General features: G+C 52.6%; 14 protein-coding genes. 10 read left to right on the top strand and 4 right to left on the bottom strand.

From position 1 onward, the window contains the following. Nucleotides 1-84: 84 nt before the first annotated feature. The 3 genes from ACUN8H_RS03110 to ACUN8H_RS03100 all read right to left on the bottom strand — a co-directional run bounded on the left by ACUN8H_RS03110 (nt 85) and on the right by ACUN8H_RS03100 (nt 2,496). The gene (locus ACUN8H_RS03110; RefSeq protein WP_445530704.1) at nt 85-852 is read right to left on the bottom strand and encodes an ATP-binding cassette domain-containing protein; all 768 of its coding nucleotides are present in this window, start codon (nt 850-852) and stop codon (nt 85-87) included. A gap of 107 nt (nt 853-959) precedes the next feature. Continuing rightward, on the bottom strand, nt 960-1,559 hold the full coding sequence (locus ACUN8H_RS03105) for a cytochrome b (RefSeq protein WP_445530703.1): 600 nt from the start codon (nt 1,557-1,559) through the stop codon (nt 960-962). A 4-nt stretch (nt 1,560-1,563) separates the two neighbouring features. Continuing rightward, on the bottom strand, nt 1,564-2,496 hold the full coding sequence (locus ACUN8H_RS03100) for a siderophore-interacting protein (protein ID WP_445530702.1): 933 nt from the start codon (nt 2,494-2,496) through the stop codon (nt 1,564-1,566). A gap of 173 nt (nt 2,497-2,669) precedes the next feature. On the opposite strand from ACUN8H_RS03100, the gene fhuB reads away from it, so the two are divergent. Together fhuB and ACUN8H_RS03090 are read left to right on the top strand one after the other, a co-directional pair. Then, nucleotides 2,670-4,670, top strand: a complete 2,001-nt coding sequence (gene fhuB / locus ACUN8H_RS03095; RefSeq protein WP_445530701.1) for a Fe(3+)-hydroxamate ABC transporter permease FhuB — start codon at nt 2,670-2,672, stop codon at nt 4,668-4,670. Between the two features lie 118 nt (nt 4,671-4,788). After that, nucleotides 4,789-5,403 (top strand): LysE/ArgO family amino acid transporter, encoded by a 615-nt coding sequence (locus ACUN8H_RS03090; protein WP_445530700.1) that lies wholly within the window; start codon nt 4,789-4,791, stop codon nt 5,401-5,403. A gap of 12 nt (nt 5,404-5,415) precedes the next feature. Here ACUN8H_RS03090 and ltaE read toward each other — a convergent pair whose 3' ends face one another. Further along, entirely contained in the window at nt 5,416-6,423 is a 1,008-nt protein-coding gene (ltaE, locus tag ACUN8H_RS03085) for a low-specificity L-threonine aldolase (RefSeq protein WP_445530699.1), read from the bottom strand. 113 nt (nt 6,424-6,536) lie between these two features. Here ltaE and ACUN8H_RS03080 point away from each other — a divergent pair, with 113 nt between their 5' ends. The 8 genes from ACUN8H_RS03080 (at nt 6,537) to ACUN8H_RS03045 (ending at nt 15,214) form a co-directional block, all read left to right on the top strand. Then, nucleotides 6,537-7,757, top strand: a complete 1,221-nt coding sequence (locus ACUN8H_RS03080; RefSeq protein WP_445530698.1) for an NAD(P)/FAD-dependent oxidoreductase — start codon at nt 6,537-6,539, stop codon at nt 7,755-7,757. A 125-nt stretch (nt 7,758-7,882) separates the two neighbouring features. Next, a complete protein-coding gene (speG, locus tag ACUN8H_RS03075) occupies nt 7,883-8,434 on the top strand; it encodes a spermidine N1-acetyltransferase (RefSeq protein ID WP_445530697.1) in 552 nt (183 codons plus the stop codon). A gap of 809 nt (nt 8,435-9,243) precedes the next feature. Then, nucleotides 9,244-10,053 carry an alpha/beta fold hydrolase gene (locus ACUN8H_RS03070; protein ID WP_445530696.1) on the top strand — a complete coding sequence of 270 codons (810 nt, stop codon included), beginning with the start codon at nt 9,244-9,246 and terminating at the stop codon, nt 10,051-10,053. 37 nt (nt 10,054-10,090) lie between these two features. Continuing rightward, nucleotides 10,091-10,852: a metallophosphoesterase gene (locus tag ACUN8H_RS03065; RefSeq protein ID WP_445530695.1), complete on the top strand. Its 762-nt coding sequence runs from the start codon at nt 10,091-10,093 to the stop codon at nt 10,850-10,852. 551 nt (nt 10,853-11,403) lie between these two features. After that, nucleotides 11,404-12,414 carry a 3-dehydro-L-gulonate 2-dehydrogenase gene (yiaK, locus tag ACUN8H_RS03060; protein WP_445530694.1) on the top strand — a complete coding sequence of 337 codons (1,011 nt, stop codon included), beginning with the start codon at nt 11,404-11,406 and terminating at the stop codon, nt 12,412-12,414. 207 nt (nt 12,415-12,621) lie between these two features. Then, nucleotides 12,622-13,536, top strand: coding sequence for a 5-dehydro-4-deoxyglucarate dehydratase (gene kdgD / locus ACUN8H_RS03055; RefSeq protein ID WP_445530693.1), 915 nt, complete (start codon nt 12,622-12,624; stop codon nt 13,534-13,536). 72 nt (nt 13,537-13,608) lie between these two features. Next, nucleotides 13,609-14,664 (top strand): ABC transporter substrate-binding protein, encoded by a 1,056-nt coding sequence (locus tag ACUN8H_RS03050; RefSeq protein ID WP_445530692.1) that lies wholly within the window; start codon nt 13,609-13,611, stop codon nt 14,662-14,664. Nucleotides 14,665-14,770: 106 nt separating this feature from the next. Then, nucleotides 14,771-15,214: a tripartite tricarboxylate transporter TctB family protein gene (locus ACUN8H_RS03045; protein WP_445530691.1), complete on the top strand. Its 444-nt coding sequence runs from the start codon at nt 14,771-14,773 to the stop codon at nt 15,212-15,214. The last annotated feature ends 8 nt before the right edge of the window (nt 15,215-15,222 follow it).

The raw sequence follows: 15,222 nt of genomic DNA, 5'->3' as shown, positions 1-15,222 counted from the left end.
GTAATGACTATCAATTAAAGGTCTTTGTTGAGAATGACTATGTTTTAAATGCCTATGTTTTAAATGACGGCTTAAGCGTTAACGTCATTGCGCAACGGCGATATTGTGCTCTCCGTTGGGGTGTTTCATCACCTGCATTGGCAGGCCATAAATCGCTTCTAAGGTACTACAGCTCATCAAATCACTGGGACTGCCATGCGCCAATAAGCGGCCGCTATGTAGCGCCATCAGCTCGTCGCAGTAGCGTGAGGCCATATTGATATCGTGCAGCACGATAATCACACCCAGGTTCAACTCATCGCACAGCTTACGGATCAGCGCCAGCACTTCCATTTGATGAGCGATATCCAACGCTGCCAGTGGCTCGTCCAGCAGCAGGAAACGGCTGCCCTGGGCAAGTAGCATCGCCAGCCACACCCGTTGGCGTTCCCCACCGGAGAGCGTATCGACCAAGCGGTCTGCAAATGCTTCGGTGTGAGTGAGAGCAATAGCGCGCTCCACGGCGTCTTTATCTTTTTGCGTATGACGCCCCAAGAGCCCATGCCAAGGGTAGCGACCAAAACCCACCAGCTCACGCCCGGTCAAGTTTTCGGCACTTGGCAAATGCTGCGGCAAATACGCCACTTGGCGTGCGAACTCGCGGTTTCCCCAATCATTGAGTGGACGTTGATCAAAATGGATATTGCCCTGGGAGGTAGGCTGCTGCTGGGCCATCAGCTTAATTAACGTCGATTTTCCCGAGCCGTTATGGCCAATCAGACCGTACACTTTGCCCTCATGAAAGGTGTGTTCAATGGGCGCTAAAAGCGGCTTGCCATTGATTTCAAAGGTGGCGCCTTTGACCTCGAACATGAATGACTCCTGGCGGAAGGATAAAGAGTAATAGCCCTATTCTAGTGCTAATAGTTCTCATTTGTAACCTGGTGACAATAATAAAATGTCTCCCTACCTCGGTTCCTTTAACCCATCAAACGCGCCGATATTGGATCTCTGAACCATAAGCGATGAACCAGGGCAATAACGATATGACTGATGATTAGTCCCAATAGCAGCCAGGAGAGTGGACTATGCAGTAAGCCGGCAGGAGCCATCATCCAAGTGATGTTACGCTCTGCTTCAGGCAGTAATTCAAGGCCGTAGAATTGGAGTGCTCCACCGCGGCCATACTGGCGCAATAGCCCAAAAGCGGGCAGCCACAGCAGCAGTCCATAAAGGGTGATATGGACGATACGTGCAATTTGCCCGCTAGATCCAGGCGGAGGCAGTGGGCGATGCTTACGGTTACTCAATGCCCAGCCAAGGCGGGCCAGGGTCACAAGTAATATTAGAAAACCCAGGGAACCGTGCGGGCCAATGCTCGACAGGAATATAGTGAGTGTGTTTTCGCCCATGGCTCGCCAAGCCAGTACGACGATAAACTGAAATAAAACCAGCGCCGCCGTAAGCCAGTGTAAAGCTCGACTAATCCGCCCAAAGTGATGCGGGCTGTCTCGCCAACCAAGTGGCGTTTGAGCGGACTTGCTAGTGGGCTGACTGTTTAATACCGTGCTGTTTGTCATGCCCTTAACCATTGACCTTGCCCAGGCGCCAGTAGCCCATACTGGTAACGTACTGCTTGGGTAGCCCGCACTCGTTGACCAAATAGCGACGCAGCTTCATGGCGACCTTGGTTTCAGCGGCGATCCAGGCGTAGAAGGGTGCGCTGTCATCCAGGGTGGCAGGTTCCCAGAGCGGGCCGTCCTCATCGTCGCTTTTGTCGTTGGGAGCGGGTGTCGTAGGCGTGCCGCCTAGCGCTTGAATTTCCTTATGCAAATCGATATCACGCAGCGCCCGCATTAGCAGTTCACCGTGTTGACAGCCAGGTTCGGTATCACGCGCCAGCCAGCGCAGCTTGGCAGCCTGGGGGAGCGGCTGAACATCGTCGCTGCGAGGCACTTCGAACAGCGCTTCTACCTTGGGTTTGAGCGGCAGGTCATCGAGGGTTTCCAAAATGCCGGCAGCAGCGGGAAGAGCGGTTTCATCGGCGATGATCAGAATACGGCGCACGTCTTGGGGCGGCTTCCATTCATAGCCCAGCTTTGGGCCATCCGCATTGGCGATAGGAGCCGTCATGGCCAGACGGTCGCCAGGGCGGGCCTGCATTGCCCAGCGTGAGGCAGGTCCATTGTCACCATGAAGCACGAACTCCACGTCCACCTCGGCTTTTTCAGCGCGCAGGGCGCGGATAGTATAAGTGCGTGCAGAAGGTCGCTGGGCATCCGGCAGGGCACGGTAGGCGCTGTACCAGTCGTGCTCATCCTGTTTGGCGATCTCAAACAAGGGGTCGAGAGTACCGCCTCTTTCCGGGAAAAACAGTTTGACGCGCTGATCCGGTGCGTAAGTCGCCATCTGGCTAACGGCAGGGCCGCTGAACGTAAATCGAACCAATGAAGCGCTGACTTGGGTGCGCCGAGCGAGGGTGATATCGAATAGCTGGTAGCTCGGTTTGGCTGCCATAGAATTGCCTCCCTTAATAAAGGTGTCAATTGTAGTGCTAATCGTTATCATTTAGAATCGATACTTATCATTTAATGACTGATTTCCAAACACGATTAAGGCTAAAAAATGATGCTGCTGCCTATCGCCGCCCCTGCGGCAAGTTCCTCGTTTATGAAAGGGGATGGCTCGCTATGTTAGGCGCTGCTCAATTTACCCAGCGGATAGGAGGGATGTCGCCAGCGAAAGCCTGCCTGTTGCTTAGCCTGCCGATGGTGGTGCTGTTTTGGCTGGGGTTGCAGGGCCAAGGTGGTTTTGCGCTGGGTCTACAGGCCCTTGTGGCGCCCTCTTTTGAGAACGTTGACGAGCTGCTGCTTTATTTCGCTTGGTGGCCGCGCCTTTCGATTGCTTTGCTCGCCGGGGGTGGGTTGGGATTGGCCGGCGTACTGATGCAGCAGGTGCTGCGCAACCCGCTGGCCTCGCCCACCACCCTGGGGGTGGCTTCGGGCGCTAACCTGGCACTGATGACCGCCACCTTACTAGCGCCGGGGCTGCTGGTAGCCGGGCGTGAATGGGTGGCTTTGTTGGGCGGTGCGCTAGCGGTGGGATTAGTCTTCCTGCTTTCGTGGCGGCGCGGGTTGGCGCCGATCGTAGTGGTGCTGGCGGGCCTGGTGGTGAATCTTTATCTGGGAGCGCTCTCCACAGCGCTACTGCTGTTTAACCACGAAGCGCTCTCTGGGTTACTGATTTGGGGCGCTGGTTCGCTGGCGCAAAACGGTTGGGACGGCGTTGCGATACTGTGGCCCCGGCTGGCCATTAGCTGCGTGGCGGCATGGTTTTTATTGCGCCCGCTGGCCGTGTTGGAATTGGATGATGCAAGTGCCAAGAGCCTCGGTGTATCGCTTGCCTATCTACGTTTTGCGGGCATGGGACTGGCGGTGTTTATTACCGGCAGCATTGTCAGCGTGGTGGGTATCATTGGCTTTATCGGCTTGGCAGCACCCAATATCGTGCGTATGTCGGGTGCGCGCCGGTTAGGGCCACGGCTACTCTGGTCAACCCTATTAGGGGCCGTACTGTTGGCCACGACGGATCTGTTGCTGCAGCAGTTTTCGGGCATGGCGGCCGCCTTTATTCCTACCGGGGCGATTACCGGTGCGCTAGGGGCACCACTATTAATGTGGCTTATTCCGCGCTTAAAACTGCAGGGCGATCGCCCACCGAAAGGCGCGGACGTATTCACGCATCGCCACCCTGCACCCTCGCGGTTAGCCGCTGGCTTACTGCTCGCGTTACTGGGGGCGACGGTTCTCGGCTTGCTGTTTGGCCAGGGCGTCGATGGCTGGTATTGGCTGGCGCCCAATAACTGGAATGTCATGCAGTGGCGTATGCCCCGGGTAATGGCAGCGGCGGCCAGCGGGTTGATGCTGGCGATTGCAGGCACTATTCTTCAGCGCCTTTCCGCCAACCCCATGGCCAGCCCTGAGGTGTTAGGCATTAGTGGTGGCTGCGCCATTGCGCTGATTTTAGGGATTTTCCTACTTCCTGCGCCCACCAATATGATGCTGATTGGTGTGGGAACGTTAGGGGCTTTCGCGACACTGCTGGTGCTGGTCGGCATCAACCGCAAAAGTGGTTTTCTCCCTGAACGCTTATTGCTCACCGGGGTGGCCGTCAGCGCGCTATTTGATGCGGTGCGCAGCGTGATGCTGGCAGGCGGCGACCCACGCGGCCAGCAGGTGATTGCTTGGCTGGCAGGTTCTACCTATTACGTAGACGTTAGCAATGCAGTGGTGGTCGGCGGGATTGCGGCGGTGCTGGCGCTAGTCACGCTACCCTTTACCCGCTGGCTGGATATCTTGCCGTTAGGCGCACCAACTGCCAAAGCCCTTGGAGTAACGCTCAACCGAGCCCGCTTGGCGTTACTGCTATTAGTGGCGCTGCTCACCGCCTGCGCCACTCTCGTAGTGGGGCCGCTTTCGTTCATTGGTCTGCTGGCGCCGCATATGGCCCGATTAGTGGGCTTTTCTCGGGCTAAGCAGCATCTGCTGGGGGCGGCATTAATCGGTATGCTTTTGATGGTGCTGGCGGATTGGGTAGGGCGTCAGGTTATCTTCCCCTATGAGATACCCGCGGGCTTGGTCGCCTCCTTAATTGGCGGTGCTTACTTTATGTGGGGGCTGCGGCGGCTTTAACTATATAAGAAAAACTAATGCCCTATTAGCAGAATGATTATTTATTATTGAGATTGTCCATTACCTTAGCGTCACGTGGGTTGCACGCGACACTTATTCTGGCAATGGGGATTGGGCAATGTGGGAAAGTTACCTCACTGGGCTGCTGGTATGCGGCGGCATTATCATGGCGATTGGCGCGCAGAACGCTTACATCCTAGGGTTGGCCATTCGCCGTGAGTACCACTGGTGGTCGGCTGGGCTATGTATGAGCGCGGATATTATCCTGCTCACGGCGGGCATGTTTGGGGTGAGCGCCTTCCTGCTGACGATGCCCAGTGCGCTGGAGGTAATGCGCTGGGTCGGCGTGGCATTTTTGAGCTGGCTGGCGGCACAGGCGCTATTCCGGGCGGTTAGCGGGCGGCAAGGCTTGAGCGCCGAAGCGGGCAAAGCGCCCAGCTTAACCAAAGTAATTTTCGCGACACTTGCCGTTACGGTGCTCAATCCCCAAGTGTACTTGGACACGCTGCTGCTGATACCGGCCATCGGTGTCCAGCAGGAGAGCGCTGGTGTTTTTGTGGCGGGCGCCTCCACGGCTTCCATACTCTGGTTTAGCCTGCTGGCCTGGGGTGGCGCCGCACTTTCACCCTGGCTATCAAAACCTATCGCATGGCGTATTATCGATGGCCTGATAGGGTTAATGATGGCGGGTATCGCCGTTCATCTCGCCTTGGACGCCACCTCTTTTAACTAAACCGATTAGCCATTAATGGCGGCTGAAATAGACCTCCATTACTGCGACTACTTTCTCAATATCCGCATCGTTGATATCGCGATGGACGACAAAGCGGGTGGCGTAGAGTAACTCAATGAGTATGCCATGCTCTTTAAGCCACGCAGCCAGTGGCTGCACATGGGCGTCAGGAAACCGGGCAAATACCATGTTGGTGGCTTGTGAGGTTATCTCGACGCCTGGCAGCTTGGCTAAGCTTTTGGCCAATAGGGCTGCGCGACGGTGATCATCGCTTAAATCAGTAACGTGGTGGTCCAATGCATACTGACAGGCTGCAGCGATAATGCCCACTTGACGCATACCACCGCCCACCATTTTGCGTAAACGGCGAGCCTTATCAATTAGTGCTTGCGAGCCCACCAACGCCGAACCCATCGGCGTCCCCAGGCCTTTTGAAAAACACAGAGAAACGCTATCGAAGGGCAGGCAAAGCTGCTTGAGCGATGTGTCGGTAGCGATGGCGGCATTAAACAAACGTGCACCGTCTAGGTGCGTAGCCAAGCCACGCTCCCGCGCTAGGTCGGTCGCTTTTTGCACATAATCGGCCGGAAGCACCTTGCCGCCAATGGTATTTTCCAGTGCCAGCAGTTGGCTGCGTGCAAAGTGGAAATCGTCGGCTTTAATGGCCGCGCTGATTTTTTCTAATGGCAATGCGCCATCGGCGGCATTCTCGATGGGCTGAGGTTGGATACTGCCCAAGACCGCCGCGCCACCGCCTTCATAACGGTAGGTATGCGCTGATTGGCCAACGATGTATTCATCGCCGCGTTCGCAGTGAGCCATCAGCGCCACTAGGTTACTTTGTGTGCCGCTGGGGAAAAGGAGTGCTGCCTCTTTCCCAGCTAGCTCCGCTAGATTGGCTTGAAACGCATTTACCGTTGGGTCATCGCCCCACACATCATCACCGACCGGCGCGGCCATCATGGCTTCCAGCATGGCGGGAGTGGGGCGAGTCACCGTATCACTGCGCAAATCAATCATGCAGAACTCCTTTTATGTGTAAAGGCAACAACTTAGATTAAATTTTCGAGCAAGATTATAAGAACCATCTATGGTTAACAGCATACTGCATGTCACTCACACATAGGCACCCCATGGATTTAAAAAGTGGCTACCCCTTTTGGGCCGTCAAGAACGGCCTGCTCAAAGCATACCCTCCGCTTGCTCGCGATCACCAATGCGATGTGGTCGTTATTGGTGGCGGTATTACGGGGGCATTGATTGCAGATGAGTTAAGTCGCCATGGCCATTATGTCGTGGTGCTTGAACGGCGTGATGTCGGCTGGGGCAGCTCCGCCGCCAGCACGGCTTTATTGCAATATGAAATCGATACGCATATGACCGACCTGGCGAAGCTTTATGGCGAAGCAAATGCTGTACTCGCTTACCGCGCCTGTGCCGACGCGATCAGAGAACTCGAAACATTAGCGGCAGGGCTGGGTGATGTGGATTTTGCACGTCAACAAAGCCTCTATTATGCCAGTAACGAGGAGGATGTTACGGCCTTAAAAGAGGAGCTGGCACTGCGTCAAAAGCACGGTTTTGATGCTTCCTGGCTTGATCGAGAAACTATTTTAGCGGAGTACGGCTTTGCTGCACCGGGCGCTATTCTTACCCAATTAGCCGCCAGTATTGATCCCTATCGTATGGCTTACCAGCTGTTTGCCAAATTGGTTGAGCGTGGTGGTGAGGTCTATGACCGCACAAAAATGGAGACGATGGCGCCGGATGAACAAGGCGTCACGCTGACACTGACCAATGGCACCACCCTGCGCTGCCAGCATGTGGTGATAGCGGCAGGCTACGAGTCTCAATCCTGGTTGTCAGAGAGCGTGGCGATCAACCGCAGTAGCTACGCGCTTATCACCGATCCGCTCTCACCCGAAGCATTGGGTAAATTACGCCATACCATGGTGTGGGAATCTGCACGGCCCTATCTCTATCTACGTACTACCTGCGATGGCCGCTTGCTTGTGGGTGGCGACGATGATGATGAAGATATCCCCAAGCGTCGCGATGCGCGGGTCGAAGAGAAAGCCCAGGGACTGGCGAGCAAAGTAGAGGAGCTATGGCCTAAGCTGGATATTAATCCGACGTTCTCTTGGGCCGGCACGTTTGCCGAAACCAAAGACGGACTGCCATTTTTTGGTCCCCATGAGGCCCAAGGGCCACACGTACACTTCGCCATGGCGTATGGCGGCAATGGCATTAGCTATAGCATGATCGGTGCAAAATTACTGCGCGCGCTAATCGAAGGAGAAGAGCATCCGCTGGCAGAGCTGTTTTCATTCAAGCGCCTAGCCAAAATGACCTGACTATCGGAGCCTCTTTATCATCGAAAAACTAGGTGCTTACTGCAGACGTTAAACGCGCCTTAAATTTAGCAGCGAGCCGATGGGAAGCGGGTATGCTTATAGGGTACCCACCAGAGTAGAGGACAATGAGTCACACACTTTTTTTAAGGGCCCTAGAGCGCAATGATTTGCGCTTTGTCCACGAGCTCAATAATAACCAGAGCATAATGTCGTACTGGTTCGAGGAGCCTTACGAGTCATTTGACGAACTGGAGGAGCTTTACAACAAACACATCCATGATAACGCCGAACGACGCTTTGTTGCCGAAGATAGCCAAGGTAATGCGATTGGTTTAGTGGAACTGATCGAAATCGATTACATCCACCGCAGTGCCGAATTCCAAATCATTATTACCCCTGATCATCAGGGCAAAGGGTTCGCCCGTTCATTGATCCGTCAAGCCTTGCATTATTCGTTCACCATTCTAAACCTACACAAGGTATATCTCATCGTGGCGGTAGAGAACGTTAAAGCGATTCACCTCTACGAAGAGAGCGGTTTTATTGAGGAGGGGCATCTAGTGCAGGAGTTCTTTATCAATGGCCGATACCGGGATGTGAAGCGCATGTATATCCTACAGAACACATACCTCGACCAGTTAGACAGTGTTGATACGCCCGAATTTAACTGGTTGTAAACCCGGCTAATAGTGACCAGCACCACGCCTCGCTGAGGCGTGGTGTTAATGGCACCGAGTGCTAATAACTTGTTCTTGAAACTTTAACAGGCCTTAATCTCAGTAGGTATTTAGCCTAGGTAAGCCTTGATCGCATCAAGCGCTGCCCGCTGTTGCAGAGCGCGCTGGCCCCATACTTCCAAGATGTCAGCTTCCATGGTGGGTCGTTGATTCACTGAGTGCTGCATGGCGTCTACTCCTTTTTTTCAGGGGGCAAGGGGAGGGGGAAGAGATCGTTACTGACAGCTTATTTTTGTACAAACATTGAATTGTGCAATGCAGTATTTTAGCTGTAGGTAATGATCATAAGGTCTTTTGCGTCATCAGGGTAGCCCAAAAGATGTAGGTGATTTGCCATTTTGTGTAAGCATTTGCTTACATTTAGTCTGCTAACAACGTTATCTGTTTGAATGGAAAAGATTTTCATAGGCATAAAAAAGCCGGGGTCGACCCCGGCTTCGGTCACTATCTTTTAGCCTAATGTGAATAAAAGCACCTGATTCAACCTAGATAGGCTTTCAGCGCTTCGGCTGCGGCACGATGGCATTGGGCGTTCAAGCTCCAGAACTCTAGAACTTCACTATCGCGTGCAGGGGATGTTATTAAAAACGTCATATGTGGTCCTCCTGTAGGACTACACTTTCAGTATAGTGCTTTTTTGTTGCGATGCAGCATAATTGTTGTTTGATAGACGTATGGACCGTGCAGAAGGCGTAAAGTGAAGTGTGTTATGTTGATAGGCGACTAATAATAACCCTCGATAAAAGCCAATGACTGACTTCACTTCTTCGCTGGTTACGACGCATGATGGCCTGATAGATGCCCCGGGTGGGAGATTATTCGTACGCCGTTGGCAGCCAGCCAGTGCGGTGAACTCTGATGCAAGCCCGATTGTTTTGCTGCATGACTCGCTGGGCTGCGTTGCGCTATGGCGTAGTTTTCCAATGGCGCTCTGTGCTGCCACCCAACGCAGTGTGATTGCTTATGATCGTCTCGGCTTCGGCCAGTCTGATGCAAATCACGACACGCTACCGCTGAGCTTTATCGATGACGAGCCGACACAAGGGTTCGCCGCACTTCGTGTCGCGTTGGGTATTGATCGCTTTATCGCGCTGGGGCATAGCGTAGGCGGCTGTATGGCTGTTCACTGCGCGGGTGTTTATGCAGATGAGTGCGATGGCTTAATTACTCTCTCTGCCCAAGCGTTTAATGAAGCACGGACGCGCAGCGGTATTGTTGAGGCCAAGGCGCTGTTTCAGGCACCAGAACAGCGTGCCAAGCTGGAAAAGTATCATGGCGATAAAGCACGTTGGGTATTCAATGCCTGGACGGAAACTTGGCTAAATCCAGCGTTTAAAAACTGGTCATTAACGCCAGCATTGGAGCAGGTGACCTGTCCCAGTTTAATTATTCATGGCGAGAAAGATGAGTATGGTTCGCATCGTCAGCCAGAACGTATCGTCCGCTATATGAATGGCCCTGCACACTGCGAAATTCTCCCCAATATTCACCATGTCCCTCATCGTGAGTGTGAAACCAGGGTAGTGGAGTTGGTCAGCGATTTTATTGCACGTCGTTAAGGCTTGCCACCCACGCTGAATAGGCACAAGGAACCCTATGCGTCTGCGTATTTTATCTGACTTACATTTGGAGTTTTTTGACGGTCATCGCGACCTGCCTGACGTCGATGCCGATGTGGTGATTCTAGCGGGCGATATTCATCGTAAGAGCGAAGGGCTTGCCTGGGCGCGTCATCGATTCCCGGACATGCCGATTATTTACGTACCTGGCAACCATGAATTCTACGGCACCTGCATGCCACTGCTACGTGAAGCGTTGGCGGAAGAGGCTGAACGCCTTGATATTGAGTTGTTGGATAACCGCGAGATCACCCTCGGCGGAGTACGCTTTTACGGCACAACCCTATGGACAGATTTTGCACTTTACGCGGGGAACCCGACCAAGGACCCTGCTCACACTGTGTCTAAAGCGCTGCGTTATATGCCCGATTTTAAGATTGTCCAATCATCTCCAGGCGTGACGTTGACGCCTCAAATGAGCCAGCAATTGCATACCGAGGCACTTGCTTGGCTAGAAGGCGAGCTGGCCCAGCCATTTGACGGCCCCAAAGTGGTCATTAGCCACCACGCGCCGATGCACGATTGTATTCCCGACCAATATTTGGGCGACGCACTTTCCCCGGCGTTTGCCTCTAACCTGCCTCACCTAATGGGCAAAATGGATATATGGGTGCATGGGCACGTCCATGAGCCTATCGATATATTGCGTAATGGTACTCGTATCATCGCTAACCCTGGCGGTTATCCCTATGAATTTACTCCTGAGTTGTTTAAGCCTGATTGGGTGATTGACGTATAAAATATGTTTTATTTCGTAGGGTTGTTACTACCTCATGGCAATTTCGGGTAGCTACTTGGAGCTTCGTAGGAGTTCTACTTTGGTTTAGGTTTAATATCTGCTGCTTGCGCCGTTACTATAAGAAACATATCTTTGTTTATGTATGATGTATTACCTTATAGTGACGGTATGTTTCTTCAGTCTAGGCGGGAGTATCATCAATTTTTATTTAATGCTCGGCTTTGGTGTTTTGTGGTACTTCCTTAATTGCAACAATTTCGGTATAGAGCAAGGCAATCTGGGGTTGATTGACGAGGCAAACCTGCGTCGAGGACCGCAGCCATTTAAAGGTGATTAGATGCCGTTCTTTACATAGCCTGTCTACGTCACTTTTATAGCCACCATTTGGGACTATTGGAGCTTACGCTGTGGCAGCACTATCCCACCCGCTAACAATGTGAGGCAGCTGGTGATACATGCTGTTGATACATGAAGTTCACTTCCGCTAAGTAAGGCGGTTAGGTATTGAAGCCCACTCACAGGAGTGGGTTTTTTTATATTTGGAGTAAGTGATGGCTAATATCGATTTTGAAACGCTGCGCAATACTATAGAGAGGTCGCTAATGAAAGCGGGGCTAAAACCCACTGATGTAAAGACCTGCGCACAAATCCATGCTGAAAGTACCCGCGACGGTGTTCATTCGCATGGTATTGGTCGGATTCCACGATTCATTGAGTACGTTGGGCGCGGCTGGGTCGATATCAATGCTAAGCCACGTCTAGTTCAGCGGCTGGGGGCGATTGAGGTGCTCGATGGGGGCTTTGGAATAGGCGTGATTAATGCTCTTCATGCCACGGAACGGGCCATTGATTTAGCACGTGAGCACGGATTGGGACTGGTCGCGATACGCGATACGACCCACTGGATGCGGGGCGGGAGTTACGGTTGGCATGCAGTTGAGCAGGGCTTTGCGGCCATTATGTGGACCAATACCGAATCCTGCATGCCTGCCTGGGGTGGTGCTTCTCAGTCGATTGGCAATAACCCGTTAGTAATGGCCGTGCCGCATGATACTGGGCCGCTTGTGCTCGATATGGCGATGTCGCAATTTTCCTACGGAAAGCTGCAGGCGACTCAATTAAAGGGCGAGCATTTGCCCGTCGACGGCGGTTTTGATGAGCGCGGCGAGTTGAGCCGTGACCCTGCTGCGATAGCTGCGACGCGCCGCTTGTTGCCAACAGGTTATTGGAAAGGCTCGGGATTGGCGATTCTCTTGGATGCGTTAGCCGCGCTACTCGCCCAAGGGCGCTCTAGCCATGCCATTGATAAAGTTCAGCGTGGCAGCGGCGGTGGTTGCAGCCAAGTGTTTATGGTGTTTGACCCTGAACAACTCGGCGGCCGTGATGCTTGCGATAGCATTGTCGAAGGCATTCAGTCCCATCTGGCCGCCACCACGCCGGCCAAGCCGGGGCGCACAGTGCGCTGGCCGGGTGAGTCGACCGCTGAGCAGCGATACTCAGAGCGGTCGATTGTGGTCGACGACATGCTATGGCGGTCTGTATGTGAGCTCGCAGGTAACTAGCTAAAGGTGCTTTCACCCTCAAAAGGGGTTCAGGACATGGCTGCTACTTTGGTTTAAATTTCGATAGTTCAGCTTGCACGCGACCAGCTAGGTACTTATCTTCTATATTGCATGATGTATGATGTATGATGTATGACATATGATAGTTGGCTAACGAATGATATCTGCTCACTCAGTGGCCAACACATTTTTTAAAGAGGGCGCAACGTGACGTTTTCAAGAGAAGCTGTAACAAATGCCATTGGTGATGGCCTGCTATCGTTCCCGATTACGGACTTCGATAGCCAGGGCCGTTTCGATGAAGCGAGTTACCGCAAGCGGCTTGAGTGGTTCATCAGCCACGAGATCTCGGCGGTATTCGTCGCGGGTGGCACGGGAGAATTTTTTAGCCTAACACTTGAAGAGTATCGCGAGATTGTCCGCGTTGCTGTTGAAGTGATTGACGGGCGTTTGCCGGTCATTGCAAGCGCGGGCTTAAGCGTTGAGGCGGGCAAGGCCTTTGCAAAAGCAGCTGAAGAGGCGGGTGCTGATGGTATTCTACTGATGCCTCCATACCTCACCGAGTGTCCTCAGGATGGCTTGGTCGAGTATGCCCGCCAGATTTGCGATGCCACCGCCATTAATGTGATTTATTACAATCGCGGCAACGGTATTTTGAACGCCTCCTCGGTTCAGCAGTTGGCCGATCAGTGCCCAAATTTGGTGGGTCTGAAAGATGGCAAAGGCGATATTCAGGCATTAAACAAAATCGTTAAAACCGTCGGTGATCGCTTGGTTTATATCGGTGGTGTGCCCACAGCAGAAATTTTCGCTGAGGCCTATGTTTCTATTGGCGTGAACACCTACTCTTCGGCCGTGTTCAATTTTGTGCCGGAAATGGCGGTGGGGTTCTACAAGGCATTACGCAAGGGTAATAAAGACGTTGTGAAACAGATTACCAACGACTTTTTTATTCCTTTCGTGAATCTCCGCGATCGGAAAGCGGGCTATGCCGTTAGCCTGATTAAAGCAGGTGCAGACATTATTGGTCGTCCCGCCGGCAGTGTCCGTGCGCCACTCACGATGCCAACCCAGGAGGAGACTCAGGAGCTTAAAAAGCTAATTGATAGTGTTAAGCAATAAACATTAAGAACCCATTAACTTATTAAACCACTAAGCCATAACAATTAAATAACAAGCTAAAGAGGTGTAAGCATGATCGTTTCCAATAAATTAATCACAAACGTTGGTTCAGCGGCGCTGATGGCAGCCTTAAGCGTCAGCTCTGGTGTTGCCATGGCACAAGATGGCCCATTGCGCGGTAATATCCGTGTCGTCATCGGCTCAACGTCCACTGGCGGCGATACTTATCAAAACTCAAGCATTGTGGTGGACCAGCTAGCTGAAAAGCTGGACCTCAACATGAAAGTGGATGCCGTTGGCGCCAGCTCGGCTTTCCGCACCCTTGACCGGGATTCTCGCGGCAACACGCTAATGATCTTTCACGATCAGGCCTATCTTGGTCACCTGTATGGGGTAGAGGGTTACGACGATATTTTTGAAAAATATACCGTTGGACCGACTGTCGCCATCAATCCAGGCAATGCTTACTTAGTTCCCAAGGATTCGCCTTATCAAACACTTGACGACATCATCGCTGCCGTCGGCAATGGTGAAACCGTGCGTGTCGCGATCCAGCCGGGTGGCGTCTCGGAGATTGGTTTCAGTGCTTTAAAGAATGCCATTTCCATTGAGCATCCTGGTCAGGAAGATAATCTGGTCGCTGTTAACACCGGCTCTCAATCCGATAAAAACCAGCAGCTGTTTGACGGTCAAGCTGACGTGATCAACGGCACCGTACAGGCGAACGAGCAGTACACCCGTTTGCCTGAAGATGATCAAAAAGCGATGCGTTTTGTGTGGTTAACGGCGCGCGAAGATACCATTGAGCAGGCACCTGAGGAGGGACTAGGACAGACCTCTCGCGAGCAGTTGCTGGAGTATGTAGAGCCTAACGTGCACGTCACCATGGGCGATGACGAAAGCTTCGCGTTCGATAAAGAGTTTTTCTTCCTCTACAACAAAGATATGGACCCGGCGATTGTCGAGCAAATCGATGAAGCATTAGCGGAAATCTACGAGGAAGGTGAAATCCAGGAAATTCAGAAGAACGCTTTCTTTATTCCCAACTTCAAACCCTCCGATGAAGCCTCTGAGTACCTCGCCGATAAAATGGCGCGCTACGAAGAAATCATTAATAACATCAAGTAAAAAGTAGGGCGCCCGCTGTGTGTGGCGGGTGCTCCACTTATGCGTGAGCCGCTATAGAAAGAACTATGGTAAGCAGGACACCCTGCTGCTTATGCCCGGAGCCATTATGGAATCAGGTCTGTCAAGTCTACTCAGTGTCTCAATAGATTTTGAGACCTCCCACTTGTTCTTCCCGAAGATCATCAGTTGGTTACTGGTAATACTGTTTATTGCTGTTTTGGTAACCAAAACGGTTCCTTTTTTGGCCGCTGTGAAACGGGGCGAGCGCACCTTGCCGATTTTCGGTGAGTCCATGGATGGCTTGCGTTTCTTCGGTACGCTTGCCTTGCTGGTGGCGTACTTCTATCTCATGGCGGTCGTGGGCAATATGTTCCCTTACACGGGGTACGGCTTCCTGTTCGTCTCGATGGGATTCGTTTTACTCATGGCATTAATGTACATGCATGAGTGGACGAAAAAGGCGTTGGTCACCGCTGTGATTACCGCCATTGTTGCGCCTAGCCTGGCTTGGTTCATTCTGGCCAAGCTGTTCCAAATCACCTTGCCGTGACCGAAGTG

It is taken from the genome of Vreelandella sp. V005 (genome assembly GCF_052645115.1).
This window is presented reverse-complemented; position numbering and strand designations above follow the sequence as displayed.

Excerpts from the sequence above, each read along its gene's own strand:
- ACUN8H_RS03090 (WP_445530700.1), top strand. The coding sequence starts at position 4,789 with ATGTGGGAAAGTTACCTCACTGGGCTGCTGGTATGCGGCGGCATTATC.
- ACUN8H_RS03080 (WP_445530698.1), top strand. The coding sequence starts at position 6,537 with ATGGATTTAAAAAGTGGCTACCCCTTTTGGGCCGTCAAGAACGGCCTG.
- ACUN8H_RS03100 (WP_445530702.1), bottom strand. The coding sequence starts at position 2,496 with ATGGCAGCCAAACCGAGCTACCAGCTATTCGATATCACCCTCGCTCGG.
- ltaE (WP_445530699.1), bottom strand. The coding sequence starts at position 6,423 with ATGATTGATTTGCGCAGTGATACGGTGACTCGCCCCACTCCCGCCATG.
- ACUN8H_RS03045 (WP_445530691.1), top strand. The coding sequence starts at position 14,771 with ATGGAATCAGGTCTGTCAAGTCTACTCAGTGTCTCAATAGATTTTGAG.
- yiaK (WP_445530694.1), top strand. The coding sequence starts at position 11,404 with ATGGCTAATATCGATTTTGAAACGCTGCGCAATACTATAGAGAGGTCG.
- ACUN8H_RS03065 (WP_445530695.1), top strand. The coding sequence starts at position 10,091 with ATGCGTCTGCGTATTTTATCTGACTTACATTTGGAGTTTTTTGACGGT.
- fhuB (WP_445530701.1), top strand. The coding sequence starts at position 2,670 with ATGTTAGGCGCTGCTCAATTTACCCAGCGGATAGGAGGGATGTCGCCA.
- ACUN8H_RS03070 (WP_445530696.1), top strand. The coding sequence starts at position 9,244 with ATGACTGACTTCACTTCTTCGCTGGTTACGACGCATGATGGCCTGATA.
- ACUN8H_RS03110 (WP_445530704.1), bottom strand. The coding sequence starts at position 852 with ATGTTCGAGGTCAAAGGCGCCACCTTTGAAATCAATGGCAAGCCGCTT.
- ACUN8H_RS03105 (WP_445530703.1), bottom strand. The coding sequence starts at position 1,559 with ATGACAAACAGCACGGTATTAAACAGTCAGCCCACTAGCAAGTCCGCT.
- ACUN8H_RS03050 (WP_445530692.1), top strand. The coding sequence starts at position 13,609 with ATGATCGTTTCCAATAAATTAATCACAAACGTTGGTTCAGCGGCGCTG.
- speG (WP_445530697.1), top strand. The coding sequence starts at position 7,883 with ATGAGTCACACACTTTTTTTAAGGGCCCTAGAGCGCAATGATTTGCGC.